Source organism: Mycobacterium sp. (genome assembly GCF_025965855.1).
Taxonomy (GTDB): domain Bacteria; phylum Actinomycetota; class Actinomycetes; order Mycobacteriales; family Mycobacteriaceae; genus Mycobacterium.
In genome coordinates this window covers 15,312-28,819 of the sequence record NZ_JAOPWB010000112.1, presented here as the reverse complement: position 1 = coordinate 28,819, position 13,508 = coordinate 15,312, and the positions used below count along the sequence as shown (strand labels likewise).

Genomic DNA, 13,508 nt, shown 5'->3' with positions numbered 1-13,508 from the left:
CATTCCATGTCTATGAAACGTATCGTCAGCGCGGCCGCGGTCGCGGCGGGCCTCGGCATCTCCGCGCTGAACCCGGGCTTCGCCAGCTCCGCACCACTGGATCCTCCGCCACCGTGCCCGAACTGCCACGGCGGCGGTGGTGGCGGCGGCGGCGCGACGCAGGCACCGCAGAACCCGCCGCAGACGCATGAGCCGAGCACCCAAGCGCCGGCCACGCAGTCCACCCAGCCGCCGGCGACCCAGAGCACCCAACCGCCGGCTACCCAATCCACCCAGCCGCCGGCGACCCAGAGCACGCAACCGCCGGCGACCCAATCCACCGAGCCGCCGACCACTCAAAGCTCGCACCCGTCGTGGACACGGAGCAGCGAGCCGTCGACGACAGAAACCACCCAGTCCGGCGGACAAACGACGCCGCCGAGCGCACAAACCACGGCACCGGCGAGCGGACAAACCACCCCGTCGTCCAGCCCGGGGGCGCGCCCGGCGCTTACTCCGCCGAGCACGCAGCCTCCCCATCCGGCCTACGTTCCACGCCGAGACCTGGTCACGGCCAGCGCGGAAATCGGCGGCCCCGCGGGTACGGATGTCCAATTCAGCATCGTGGGCCGCGGCGCGCCACCGCCACCGCCGGCGCGAGGATGGGGTTGGAACGACGGTCCGGCTCCGCACCGCGCGCCGCCCAACTGGGAGGGCCCGCCGCCTCCCGGCGGCTGGGACGGCCCGCCGCCTCCCGGCGGGTGGAACCGCCCGTGGTACGGGCCGCCGCGCGACGTTGATTACGGCCGTAGGGATTTCGCGCCGTTCAACTACAACACCTTCACCGTTTTCCCGGTCTTCAACTGGTACTACGGGGGTTGGGGTTACTGGTTCTTCGGCGTATGGGTTCCGCTCTACTGACGCCCTCGCAGAGCCCGCAGGCATAGTTGTGAAGGCCGCCCCGGCTGCGTCGGGGCGGCCTTCAGCTGTTGGCCCGCATCGAGAAGTGAGGTCGGGAAGAGCGCATGAACACGACGGAAAAACGATTCGTCAGGTTCGGCCGCGATGGCGGCGTGGTCACCATCGAGTTGATCAACTCCAAACCGCTGAACATCGTCGGCACCGGCGCCATCGAGGAGCTGACACAGGCATTCGCCACCGTCAGCCAACACGGCGACGTGCGGGTGGTCGTGTTGCGCGGGGCCGGTGAGAAGGCGTTCATCGGGGGCGCCGACATCAACGAGATGGTCACCCTCGACCGGTCCAGCGCGGAAGTGTTCATCCGGCGGCTCGCGGGGCTGTGCGAGGCGATCCGCGACTGCCCCGTTCCCGTCATCGCCCGACTCGCGGGCTGGTGCCTCGGCGGCGGCCTGGAGGTCGCGCTGTCCTGCGATCTGCGGATCGCCGAGTCGGGAGCCAAATTCGGAATGCCGGAAGTGGCGGTCGGCATCCCCTCGGTGATCCATTCGGCGTTGATGCCGGCGCTGATCGGGGCCTCGCACGCGGCCTGGCTCCTGCTCACGGGCGAAACGATCGACGCGCGGACGGCCGCCACCTGGGGCCTGGTGCACGAGGTGGTCGGAGCCGACGCCCTCGACCGCCGCATCGCCGAGTTGACCGCGAAGCTCAGCGGATTCGGCCCGCACGCGGTCCGCCAACAAAAGAGCCTCCTCAACAACTGGTTCGACATGACCGTTCATGGGGCCATCGAGGACAGCATCGAGCAATTCGGTCTGGCGTTCCTGACCGGCGAGCCGCAACAGCACATGCGGGCCTTCCTCGCGCGGAAGAAAGGCAAGGGGTAGCCAGCGAGATAACGCTCGCAACGAAATCCGGCCTCGCCGGCAAGGTGCGCCATCTCGGACGTAGCGGTTCGCGGGCGTAACGCCACGGCGAAATCTGCGCCGTTTTCTCGCCGTGGCGTTACGCTCGCGAACTTATTCGCCTAACCAGATCGCTTCCAACACCTCAGCTTGGGGTCGGCCGCGCGCGAGTAGGCAATTACCGCGCCGAATCATCCGAGTCCCGTACTGAACGTGTGCGGAATTCGAATGTGGAATTCGGAAACCCTATTCCGTCGAAAATTTCCGCTCCGATGCGCTCCAATGCGATGAATTGACCTGCAACACTGCGCCAGTAGGCTTATCTCGAGTTTGGAAGGGTGGGAGATGGCGCGGGGATCGCTGGCGGAAGTGGTATGCAGCTTCGGTACATAAGCAAAGCTGCGCTGATCGCCGCGGCAGGGGGGGACCCCTGGGCGATCAATCAAAAACTGCAAGTCGGTCGCCCTTTCCAGATTTCGGCTTTGGCCACGGCTTTTCACGGCGCGGGGCGCTCCACCGCGGAGGCCGACGCGACATTCGACCAGGCGCGGCGGCGCTTCGAGGCGGCCTGGACCCACGAAAACGGCGAGAACCCGATCAACGACTCCGCCGAAGTGCAGCGCACCGCCCAGGCGCTGGACGCCCAGTCCGAGCAGTTGCCCAAGGTCGGGGCCCATCTCGAAGAGGTCGCCGCGGCCCTGGCCGAGGCCCAAAAAGGCGGCAAGGCAACGATTTCGGGGCTCGAATCGTCGTTGCAGGAGTTCGACGACATGATCGGCCAGGCCGTCGAGATGGAGAAGGATCCCAAACTCACCGCGGACGATCACAAAGCGCTTGATGCCTTCATTCACACGTGCGAAGACGACGCCATACAGGTCACCAAACGAGCCCTGGACCACCTGCATTCGATCCGCGACGGCTACTCCCAGATTCTGCGGAATGGCCAGTCAACCCTGGCCACGGATGGGTTTGACCCGGCCCGGGTTTGGGGTGTCGACGGCCACGAGGCCGAGACACCCGACACCGCCGAACGCGACGTGCACAATGCGCTGGGCGGCGACAAAGCGGCGGCCGCCCGAGTCAATGGGGTGCTGAGTTCGATCTCCCCCGATCAGCTGGCCGGGAAGGTTCCGCTGACGGCCGAGCAGGCCTCGGTGTTGAGCCAGCTACAGGCGCAGCAGCATGGCATGTCCATCGATGCGCTCAAGACCGCCGAGCAGCGCCTGGACGCCGAGAAGGGCATGATCGGCGATTCTTGGCAGCTGATGAGCAACCCGAACCTCGTTTTCCCCAGGACCCCGTTGACGATTGGCGCCAAGCAGGGCTCGGACACGGTGCGAGGGGGCGCCCAGCAGCTGCCGGACAGCGTGCAAGAGACCCTCAACGCGCCGGGTTGGTTGTTCGCCGATCAGACCCACACGGTCGCCGACATCGTCAAGGACGGCAATCCCGCCCTGCAGCGCAACACCGCGATCGACCAGAACCTGCTCCACAAAGCCGCGCAGATCATGACGCAGGACTGGTCGCGCAACACCTTCGACCCGACCGTCGAGGCGGTGTTCTCCGCGGCCGGACGGGACCACCCCGCCGTCAACTGGATCGTCAACCAACAGGGCGTCTGCGACCAGTCGACTCAAGACTTCCTGAAGAACATCACCCACCACGCGTGGTCCGACGGTGGTGACGCGGCCGGGTCGCTGTTCAGCTGGACCAAAGACGCGGCCGGGCCCGAAGCCCAGATCGCCGGGCAGACCGCCCAAACCTACGCGGCCTACCTCGGCCAGAACGCCCACGAACTCCTGGATCTGCCGGGCCACCACACCCTTGGCCAACTCGATCCCAAGCTGACACAGGCTTTCGCGGCCGGGCTGTCGCCCTACGTCTCCAACATCGCCGGGGGCACCAACGACCTCTCGCAGTACTTCCACACGCCGGATGCCAACCCGGACGTGGAATCGAAACTTCCCGACGCGAAGGGCATTTTCTCGGTGATGTCCACCGACAAGGACGCGTCGAACATTTTCAATGGCGCCGCGATGCAGCAGATCATGCAGGACCAGAACCGTTACGCACAGGCCGTCGCCAATCATGTGCCGGGCGCCGTCGCCAACGACGCCGATCTGCAGCAGGCGGCCACCCTGAAGGCGCTGGTCGACGTCGGCGTGAACAACGCCGTGCACGCCGAAGGGCTCAACGGCGAGCAACAGGCGACCGAGGCCTACTCCCGCAAAACGTCGGCGTATGACGCCGTGGTCAAGGGCGGCGGCACGGTGGCGGGTTTGGCGGGCAAGGCGCTGCCACCGCCTTACAACCTGATCGGCACGATCGGTGGTCCGGCGCTGACCATGGGCGGAGATGCGTTGAAGCAAGACATCATTGGCGCACCGCCATCGTCGACTGCACCGCCCGACGTCGTCATCCCGCACATGCAAGACAGCACCGCCTACTCGCAGGTGCTCGACGGGCTGATGGCCAACCACGTCCCGATCGGGCTCGGGCACGAATTCTTCGCACCGGACGTCCCCGGTGACCCCAAGAGCCCGTTGCACATCGCCACCTACGACGAATACAAATGCAACGGCGGGACGTCGGATAGTTACAAATACAACGAAACGCTGAAAGGGGCGGTGCAAGGAATACTTGGCGATGGCACAGTGATTCCGCATATGCAGCACCAGTACGACGACGTGGCGCAAATACCGAACCCGTGAGGAAAAGGTATGAACCTTAAGCGGTTCCGCGGCTTCACCGGCCTGACGTTCGTTGTGGCGCTTTGTGTTTGTGTAGCGGCCTGCGGTCCCCGGACCAATCAGCACCCGGCCGCACCGCCGCCGAAAATCCCATGGACGGGAATGCTTTCCGACATCCGGGCGGTGTGGGGCGCCGAGCCGGGGATCGATTTGCTGACGGCACCGGCCGTGGTGGTCCGCGCCTATCTCGAATCGATCTTCGTCGCGTCCAACGGCGGCGATATCGGCTACGCGTATCCCGGATTCACTCGCGCCGTCGCCCCCAACGCGCCGGAGGGCCGTCCGGACAGTGCCCGCGATCGCTGGCCCGACACCGGGCACCCGCTGCGCGATCGACTGGTCGGCACCGACCGCTATCACATCCTGCACATCGACGCGACGGGCCCTCAGGTGACCGCCGTGGTGTGCTACTGGGCGTACACCAGCGCGCTGGATCTCGGCAACGGAAACTACGGGTGGAAAATGGCGCTACCCGCCACCGATCCTGGGGCCGGGATTGCGGTGCATTGGATCGCGATGACTGCTCCCCGGGACGCCCCGACGCCGCCGCTGCCGTCGCAGAAAGGAACCGCCGCGGCCCCCGTCGACGATGTCTTCGGAACCTGGCGAATCACTGGGCACAACATGGCCGCGGACACGGTTCCGCAGCAAGACAGCGATCCGGCGGGGTGGCCCTCGGAGGTCGCCGATGCCCGATCGTGCGTGGACACGGCACCTGACCCGCTAGAGCGCCGGCTATTTCTCCGCAACGGTGTGCATCCGCGCTCCGACTTCCCGACGCTGCCGCCCTACCCCGGCTGGCCCCCGGCCGGGGCCGAATGAGGACAACGCGCCCGGTGCCGTAGCGCCCGCAATCTTTTCGTCGAAACGGGCCTCATTTCCTCGCGTGACGCTCCATGATGGCTAGGACTCAAAACCGACCGGGGGGTAAGGCGATGTCAGCGGTGCTCGTTGTGCCGGACATGTTGGAGACGGCCGCGGCCGATGTCGCGCGCATCGGTTCGGCCGTGACGGCCGGCAATCTGGCCGCGGCCGTTCCGACGACCGAGCTGGCGGCGGCCGGCGCCGACGAAGTGTCGGCGGCCATCGCGGCGCTGTTCGGCGCGCACGCCCAGGAGTTTCAGGCCGCGGCGGCGCGGGCGACGACGTACTACGAGCAGTTCGTGCGCACCTTGAGCGCGGCGGCGACGTCATATTTGGCCACCGAGGCGACCGTCGCCACGTCGCTGCAGGGGAGCCCACTGCCGGGCGGCGCGGCCAACGCCGCCACGCTTTCCAGTGAGTTGCAGACCTTCCTCAACGCGCCGATCAACACGGTCAGCGGGGCCTGGGCCAACAGCCCGTTCGGCCGCGCGATCGATCAGGCGCTGTTCGGCACCGGCGGCAACCAGCAGTCGATCGTCATCGACTTCGTGCGCCACGGGCAGTCAGTCGGCAACGCGGCCAACCTGATCGACACGGCAGTGCCCGGATTGCCACTCACAGTGCTGGGCCAGCAACAGGCGGTGGCCATCGGCAACGCGCTCCAGACTCAGGGCCCCTTCGCGGGAATCTTCGCGTCGCAGTTGATCAGGACGCAGCAGACCGCCTTTCCGTTGGGCGGGATCGTGCCGGCGTTGCCGGGCCTCAACGAGATCAGCGCCGGCGTTTTCGACGGCGCCGCCCAGATCAGCCCCCAGGGCCTGCTGTATCTGGTCGCCCCGCTCGCGTGGACGCTCGGATTCCCGATCGTGCCGATGCTGGCCCCTGGCGCCAACCCGACCAACGGGATCGTTTTCGACCAGGGCTTCACCAACGCAATGCAGACGATGTATGGCACCGCCATGACCAACCCGGTCGTCTCCGTCGGCAACGGCCAGATCACAGACGTCGCGTACTCGAGCGAATTCGCGATCGAGGTCGGCACCCTGATGAACGTCAACAACCCGAATCCCTTGCTCATGCTCACCCATCCGCTGCCCAACACCGGCACCGTCGTGGTGCAGGGCAGCCCGCAGGGCGGCTGGACGATGACCAGCTGGGACGGCATACCGGTCGGGCCGGCGACCCTGCCGACCAAGTTGTTCGTCGACGTGCGCGACCTGATCACGGCGCCGCAATTCGCGGCCTGGAACAGTTGGGCCGCCCTGGGCACCGGCGATCCCACGACGATCGTGACCGCAGTTCAAAACGGTGTCGACGACGTCGCCGCGGCGACGGTCCACTTTCCGATCGCGGTGACCCGGGACTTGATCCACGCCGTGACCAACACCAGTGTCAGTGGGCTGGAGACCGAACTGACCGGCCTGCTCTAGCGACCGCGAAAGCCAACTAGCGAAGGATTCGGCGGTGTCAGCGGTGGCGTATCCAGACGAGGGTGCCAACGACAGCTGCCAGGACGGCCACGGCCATGACACCGCCGCGTGATAGCAACGCATCTGTCGCCCGAGCGGCGAAGCGCTTCACCGGTGTTGAGTTCTCGACGTTGGGGGCGGAGGGCTCTTTCGCTTCCTGGTTCGTCGACTGCTCGAGAAGGGCGCGACGTGAGCCCGGTTGGCTCGGTTGCGTGCGCGCGGCCGGATGTTGGGGTGGGTTTGCCTGAGCGCCCGAGTCCGGCGCTGCCGCCGCGGGGGGTGATTCGGGCCTCGTCGCCGAAACAATGGCCGAGGACGCAACCGCCGACTCGGTGACCGCGTCGGAGGGGCGGGGCTGGCGCCCATCGCGGCCCCGACCCCGCCGCCGTCGCGGCGCCCAGGCCTCGTCTCCCAACTCGTCGGGAATCAGCCACATCAGCAGCCCGAGGTTGACCACCGCCAGCGCACCGTGCAGCAAGATGTCAGCAGCGTGGAACCCCATTGGCGTCGGCATCCTGCGCGCCGTGGCGACACTACTGAAAAACAACAGCATCGTGTAGGCCACCGCACTCAGCGCGGTAACGGTTACTGCCATGCGGCGGTTGCCGACCGCCGCAATGGCCACCACCCCAAAGGCCAGCAGCATGCTGCTGTGCGCCGGAGCCGATGCCAGGCCGAGAACCGGAGCGCCGGTGGTCCCGGCATGCGGGTGCAGCATCGCCGAGACCAGCCCGGCAATGCCGAAGGCGCTCACCAGCACCCCCTCGGCCAACAAGAACCAGCGCCCGCTGTGGAAACGCCTTGGGTCCGTCCGGACCCTGCGCAACCCCGACGTCAACCCGGGAACGTGGCCCGCTGTAACCGGCATCGCGAAACCTCCAGTCTGAACAATCCCTTGGCATCGGCTACCCGCTACCGCCCGGACTACTCCAGTGGTTCGGCCCGCCATCTACGGAGCTGGCGGCGGCGTTCTGTAACCATTTGTCAGTTGACTGCTGGCTTGATTGCTCGCCCGCTTGGGTACCTATGCAGTGAGATCGGCGCACGCCGAGACTGTGTCGTTCATGGAGGAGGCATCATGTTGCACAGCGTTGTCCTTGCAGCGGCACAACAACCCGAGGCCGCAGGCATCATCCTCAAGGGAATCAAAGGCATCTTCGTCGCGATCGGAAGCATCATCGCTGCCATCGTGTGCGCCGTAATCGCCGGCATGAAGGGTCGCAGCGCCCTTGGCTGGGGCATTCTCGGACTGTTCTTTTCAATCCTCACGCTGATAGTCGTCATCGTTATTCCATCGAAGAAGTCGTGATCATCCACGGACGCATTTAAGGCCGCCCCGGGGTGGTCTCGAGGAAGCGTTGCGACACAGATGCATTCGGCGCGATCAAGTCGAATGTCTGGACGGCACCTACCACCCACCCGAACCTTCACACCCCCTTTTGGGCAGTACCAAACGGCCGACTATGCGTCGTTAGCGATCGCGGTCGAGCGCGAGTACCAGCTTGCCGGTGTTCTTGCCGCCGAAGAGCTCGAGGAGAACTTCCGGGAAGTCGCCGACGTCGCCGCCCACAACGTGCTCGCGTGAGCGTAGCTCGCCGCTGTGCAGCCACTTCGCCAGCTGGCCAACGCCTTCGGCGTAGCGATCGGCGTAGTCGAAGATCACGAAGCCAGTCATCGACGCGCGCGTGACAAGCAGCTGCATGTAGTTGGCCGGTCCGCGCGCAGCGGCGGTCGCGTTGTACTGCGAAAGGGCGCCGCACAGCACGATGCGACCGCCACGGGCAAGCCCAGCCAGCGCCGCCTCGAGTGCCTCGCCGCCAACATTGTCGAAGAACACGTCGACCCCGTCGGGAGCGTGCGCTCTCAGCTGCGCCCGCAAATCGCCGGCCTTGTGATCAACAGCGGCGTCGAACCCGAGCTCCTCGACCAGCCAGCGACACTTCTCCTGGCCGCCGGCGATGCCGATCGCCCGGCAACCCTTGATCCGCGCTATCTGCCCGGCAACGCTGCCCACCGACCCGGCCGCGCCCGAGATCACGACGGTGTGACCGGGCTCGGGTCGGCCGACGTCGAGCAGCCCGAAGTAGGCGGTCAGGCCGCCGATGCCCAGGACACCCAGATGTACCGGGGCGGGCGCGAGGGTCGTGTCCACCGGGGTCACGCCGCGCCCGTCTGACAGCGCGTAGCGCTGGACCCCGAAGACGCCGTACACGTCCTCGCCCACCGCGAAGCCCGGGTGACGCGACTCGATCACGCGTCCGATGCCGCCGGCCCGCATGACCTCGCCGATCTCGACGGCCGGCACGTAGGAACGACCGGCGTTCATCCAGGTGCGCATCGCCGGATCAATGGACAGGTAGTCCACCTGCACGAGGAGCTCTCCGTCGGCCGGACTCGGCACCGGCCCCTCGGTGAAACTCCAGTCAGCGGGCTTGGGCAGGCCAACGGGCCGCGCTGCCAGACGGCATTGGCTGTTCACAAGCGTCACGATGCAATCTCCTGTTCGGGTTGTCGCTCAGTAGGAAACGTCCGGGGGAATGTCGCGTTAAACCTCGCGATGTTCGGTTCGGGCGGCCGCAACCGCACGCAGGGCCACCCGCCCGCCGGGGTCCTGGGCTGTCGAGGGCACGATCGCCACGCTGTCCGCGCCGGCCCGGTGGTAGGCCTGCAGGCGCGCGGCCACCCGATCAGCGGAACCCAGGGCACACACCTGGTCGAGCAGTTCGACGGGAATCGCCGCCGCCACCTCGAGGCGGTGGGCGCCCGCGCGGGCCCGCTGGACGAGGTCGAGAAAGCCGAGCTCGCTGAACATTTCGCCGTATCCAGGAGGGGCGAGATAGACGGCCAGCTGGGCAGCCAGCTGGCCGTGCGCCGCGTCGCCGGGATTGACTGCGACCGGAACCCAGACCGTCAGGCGCGGTGGGATGCGGCCGGCCGCGGCGGCCTCGGCGTCGATGAAGGCCCGCATGTCGGCGACCCTGGCGGGCGGAACGAGGTTGAGCACGACCTCATCTGCGTGCCGTGCCGCTACTCGTGTCATTGCCACCCCGAACGCGCCTACCGCGATTCTTGTGTCCGGCAGTGGGTTTCGCAGCCGGAAACCGTGACTGCGAACATGCCGGTCGTCGTAGTCGACCCGTGTCCCGGCCAGAATCGACCTCAGACACTCAATGGTTTCGCGCATTCGTGACGCGTGGTGCGCCCACTGGCGGTTGTGCCAACCGGCCACGATCGCCGGGCTGGAGGCGCCCAGCGCGATGTCGACGTCGCTGCCGGTGAGCGAGGCGACCGAGGATGCGCCGAGCGCCAGCGTTACCGGGCTGCGGACACCGAGGGCCAGCGGTCCGACCTTCAGATGCAAACCTGGCGCGCGGTGCCCGACCGCGGTGGCCAAAGCGAAGGCGTCGTAAGTGGCCATTTCGCCGATCCACAATGCGTCGCACTGCGCTTCACGGGCAGTCAGCGCGATGTCCAGCGCCTCCTCATCGGGCCGATCAAGCCAGAACGGCAGGGCGGCTTCGATACTTCCCCTCACAGCGTCGACACGTCGGCGGCCTGGTCGAGCAGGACACGGCCGGGTAGCTCGCGCGACGCCTCGTTGACCTGGAAATGGGCGGTGGCGGTGTACGCGTCGCGGAACCGTCGCTGCAGTGGCGCGCCGTCGTAAATCGCGCTACCGCCGGCCAGATCGAACATGTCACGGACCACGTCGGCCGAGCTCCGTACCGCGTGGGTTGCCGCCAGACGCATTCTGTTGCGCACTCCCACGGAAACTGGCTCGCTGTCCTGGCTGGCCTGCCACCCAGCCTCGATCGACTCGTAATACAGTGCCCGCGCGGCGCTGAGCGCCGACTCCGCCCTCGCCACCGCCGCTTGGGTCGCAGGGCGCTCAGCCAGCGAGCGGGACGACCCAAGCCCCTTCTTGATGCAGGCGAGCTCGATCAGGTCGTCGATCGCCGCGCGCGCATTGCCCAGCGCGGCCGCGGCAATCGACAACGCGAAGAACCCGAACACCGGGAAGCGATAGAGCGGCCGGTCCAGGATCGGTCCGTCGAACAGCGAGAACACGCGATCGGCGGGCACGAAGGCCTTATCGGCCACCGTGTCGTGGCTCCCGGTGCCGCGCAGGCCCAGCGTGTGCCATGTGTCGAGTACCTCGAGGTCCTCTTTGTGCAGCGCGACGACAGAGGGCACCCGCTGATCGTCAACCACGCAGCCGGCGAACATCACGTCCGCGTGGGAAATCCCGCTACAGAACGGCCAGCGGCCGGACACCACGACGCCACCATCCACTGAGCGCCCTGTGCCGCGCGGCGCCCAGACTCCCGCGGCGACGCCGTGCCCGTCACCAAAGAGTGCATCGCGGCTAGGGGTCGGCAAATAGGCGATCAGCAGGCTGCTGGTGATCGCGATCGACACGCACCAGCCAGCCGACGCGTCGCCGCGCGCCACCGCCTCCGCACACCGCAGCGCCACCCCGGGCGGCAACTCCAGCCCCCCGACCTCCACCGGCGCACCGGCGCGCAGGAGCCCAGAGTCCCGCAGGAGGACCACCAACTCGTCGGGGAGCCGGCGGTCGTTGTCGATCGCGCCCGACATCGTCCTCGCCGCGACAGCGATGTGCCGGGCGAGCGTCTCGATCTCGTTCGCACCACTAAACGGTGCGGTCGTCAGGTCCGTCTGATTCATGGAGGCCTCGGAATCCCAAAGTGGCAGGTGGTTCAGTCACGTTACCACTACCGGTTCAGTAACTGAACCAGTAAGCTAATTGAACTGTGGTTGCTCCCTCTGATCTGTCCCACCGCTTCGAAGCGGAGTCCGTCGGCCGAGCCCTTGAGCTGGTCGGCGAGCGATGGACGCTGCTCATCCTGCGCGAATCATTCTTCGGGGTGCGGCGCTTCGGTCAGCTCGCCCGCAACCTCAACATCCCGCGACCCACGCTGTCGTCCCGACTCCGGATGCTTGTCGAGGTTGGCCTGCTCCAGCGGGTCCCCTACTCCCGGGATCCTGAGCGCCACGAGTACCGGCTCACCGACGCCGGGCGCGACCTCTTCGGAGCAATCGTGGCCCTTATGCGCTGGGGCGACGAGCATTTGCCGCACCCGAACGGCCCACCGGTCGTCCTGCGTCACGACGCCTGCGGCGAGATCGCCGACCCCCGCCTCACCTGTGCGCATTGCGGCGAGGAGATCACTGCACGCAACGTCGCCCCCGAGGCCGGTCCCGGCTTCCACACCGAACTGGGCGCCGACGAACTCGCCTAATCTGCAACGCAAAGGAATTCCGGTTTGCCATCTTGTCGCCCCTGTGGGGCGGCGCTATCACCCAGACACGGTGTCCGACTGGGGGGCTGCGGCGTGTGCGAAGGCAGGCGTGAAGCGCATTCGGCTGCACGACGCACGGCACACCTGGGGCACGCTCATGCACCCGGAGCACAACGTGCCGGTGGCGATCATCTCGGCGTGGCTCGGGAGCCTGACCTACGATTTCGTTCTGCCTCGCCGGTCCGGGAATCGAAAGCGGTTCGCCGAGCGTCGAGTCGTTGTCGGGATTCAGGCATTTCAGCGCAACTAGTCGACGTTCGGCGCCAAAGTCGCGGCAAGAACCGCTGCGGACGGGCTTTTTCGTGCCCACAGGGGCCGAAGTCCCGATTTCCGCCGCCCGGCGTGACCGCAAGGAACCCAGTTGAGGTTGGAGCCCCCTGTCAGGATTGAACTGACGACCGCTCGCTTACAAGGCGAGTGCTCTACCACTGAGCTAAGGAGGCCGGGTAAGTCAAGCTGCCAGCCTAACCGGTCACTCGTTGCTTTCGATGATGCGTGTTGAGCGCACCGAGCGCGACGACGGACGCCGGCGGCCGGGCAGCGGAATCCGGTCGGCGATGTTGCTCAACGGGTTGACCACCATGGTGAGCGCGACGACGGCGTCTTGCAGGGTGGCGATGGCCGGCTCCAGCGCTTGCATCCCCGGCGTCAGCCGGGCCAGGGTGTCGGCGACGTCGGCGAGCTGGTCCAGCGGACCGTGCTTGGCGGTCAGCTTGTCGACCATTCCGCCCTCGGAGAGCAGCCGATCGGCCAGCCCATCCTCGGACAGCACCCGATCGATCAGCCCGTCTTCGGACAGCAGCTGATCGGCCAGCCCGCCGGGTTGCAGCGCGCGCTGCAACCCGCCGCCCTCGGCGGTCAGCCGGTCGAGCAAACCGCCCTCCGAGGTCAGCATGTCGACCACCCCGTCGGGGCGCAGCAATCGATCCAGCGGCCCGTCGGTTGCCACGGCGCGACCCAGCGGAGCGTCGTCGTCCAGCAGCCGGGCCAACCGGTTGGCGCGAGTGATCGCGTCGTCAATGCCGAACATGGCGGCCATGGCGTTGGTCCCGGACTCGCCACCGGCGTCGCCCAGCGCGCGCTTCGCCACCCCCACCGCCGTGGCGGCGACGTTCAAGCTCGCGTCGGCGGCGGCAAGCCCGGCGCGCGCTGGAGCGGTCGCAAGCGACACGATGCCTTTGGCGAGGTTCATGCCTTGAGTCTATTCGCGATAGCCCTGGTGAAGGCGCATCGTTCCAGGCTCATGCGATGATTCTTTGCAGACTGTTAGCAGACGACTGGCATCGAGCTTTCAGGAAT

13 protein-coding genes and 1 tRNA gene are annotated in these 13,508 nt (G+C 66.9%); 8 read left to right on the top strand and 6 right to left on the bottom strand.

Translation table 11 applies throughout. The annotated features are described in order from the left end of the window. Positions 1-12: 12 nt before the first annotated feature. The 5 genes from JWP83_RS08280 (at position 13) to JWP83_RS08260 (ending at position 6,846) form a co-directional block, all read left to right on the top strand. On the top strand, positions 13-900 hold the full coding sequence (locus tag JWP83_RS08280; protein ID WP_297728398.1) for an MAP_0585 family protein: 888 nt from the start codon (positions 13-15) through the stop codon (positions 898-900). Between the two features lie 104 nt (positions 901-1,004). Beyond that, complete coding sequence (locus tag JWP83_RS08275; protein WP_297728395.1) at positions 1,005-1,784, top strand: enoyl-CoA hydratase; 780 nt, start codon at positions 1,005-1,007, stop codon at positions 1,782-1,784. 500 nt (positions 1,785-2,284) lie between these two features. Continuing rightward, positions 2,285-4,513: a hypothetical protein gene (locus tag JWP83_RS08270; protein ID WP_297728392.1), complete on the top strand. Its 2,229-nt coding sequence runs from the start codon at positions 2,285-2,287 to the stop codon at positions 4,511-4,513. Between the two features lie 9 nt (positions 4,514-4,522). Next, on the top strand, positions 4,523-5,374 hold the full coding sequence (locus tag JWP83_RS08265) for a hypothetical protein (protein ID WP_297728389.1): 852 nt from the start codon (positions 4,523-4,525) through the stop codon (positions 5,372-5,374). Positions 5,375-5,487: 113 nt separating this feature from the next. Next, a complete protein-coding gene (locus JWP83_RS08260) occupies positions 5,488-6,846 on the top strand; it encodes a PE domain-containing protein (RefSeq protein WP_297728385.1) in 1,359 nt (452 codons plus the stop codon). 37 nt (positions 6,847-6,883) lie between these two features. On the opposite strand, the gene JWP83_RS08255 is transcribed toward JWP83_RS08260, so the two are convergent. Beyond that, the gene (locus tag JWP83_RS08255; protein WP_297728382.1) at positions 6,884-7,753 is read right to left on the bottom strand and encodes a DUF4383 domain-containing protein; all 870 of its coding nucleotides are present in this window, start codon (positions 7,751-7,753) and stop codon (positions 6,884-6,886) included. Positions 7,754-7,963: 210 nt separating this feature from the next. Here JWP83_RS08255 and JWP83_RS08250 point away from each other — a divergent pair, with 210 nt between their 5' ends. Further along, positions 7,964-8,194 (top strand): deoxyribodipyrimidine photolyase, encoded by a 231-nt coding sequence (locus JWP83_RS08250; protein WP_297728379.1) that lies wholly within the window; start codon positions 7,964-7,966, stop codon positions 8,192-8,194. Positions 8,195-8,356: 162 nt separating this feature from the next. On the opposite strand, the gene JWP83_RS08245 is transcribed toward JWP83_RS08250, so the two are convergent. Genes JWP83_RS08245 through JWP83_RS08235 form a run of 3 tightly spaced genes read right to left on the bottom strand, consistent with a single transcriptional unit; the run spans position 8,357 to position 11,574 of the window. Further along, a complete protein-coding gene (locus JWP83_RS08245) occupies positions 8,357-9,373 on the bottom strand; it encodes an NADP-dependent oxidoreductase (protein ID WP_297728376.1) in 1,017 nt (338 codons plus the stop codon). 57 nt (positions 9,374-9,430) lie between these two features. Next, positions 9,431-10,420: an LLM class F420-dependent oxidoreductase gene (locus JWP83_RS08240; protein ID WP_297728372.1), complete on the bottom strand. Its 990-nt coding sequence runs from the start codon at positions 10,418-10,420 to the stop codon at positions 9,431-9,433. Next, positions 10,417-11,574, bottom strand: a complete 1,158-nt coding sequence (locus JWP83_RS08235) for an acyl-CoA dehydrogenase family protein (protein WP_297728369.1) — start codon at positions 11,572-11,574, stop codon at positions 10,417-10,419. The genes JWP83_RS08240 and JWP83_RS08235 overlap by 4 nt, the downstream gene beginning before the upstream one ends. A gap of 86 nt (positions 11,575-11,660) precedes the next feature. On the opposite strand from JWP83_RS08235, the gene JWP83_RS08230 reads away from it, so the two are divergent. Then, a complete protein-coding gene (locus JWP83_RS08230; RefSeq protein WP_297728366.1) occupies positions 11,661-12,149 on the top strand; it encodes a helix-turn-helix domain-containing protein in 489 nt (162 codons plus the stop codon). Between the two features lie 109 nt (positions 12,150-12,258). Continuing rightward, positions 12,259-12,459, top strand: coding sequence for a hypothetical protein (locus JWP83_RS08225; RefSeq protein WP_297728363.1), 201 nt, complete (start codon positions 12,259-12,261; stop codon positions 12,457-12,459). A gap of 118 nt (positions 12,460-12,577) precedes the next feature. Here the strand turns inward: JWP83_RS08225 and JWP83_RS08220 are convergent. Then, a tRNA-Thr gene (locus JWP83_RS08220) sits at positions 12,578-12,652 on the bottom strand. Positions 12,653-12,681: 29 nt separating this feature from the next. Beyond that, positions 12,682-13,401 carry a hypothetical protein gene (locus JWP83_RS08215; RefSeq protein ID WP_297728360.1) on the bottom strand — a complete coding sequence of 240 codons (720 nt, stop codon included), beginning with the start codon at positions 13,399-13,401 and terminating at the stop codon, positions 12,682-12,684. Between the last annotated feature and the right edge of the window lie 107 nt (positions 13,402-13,508).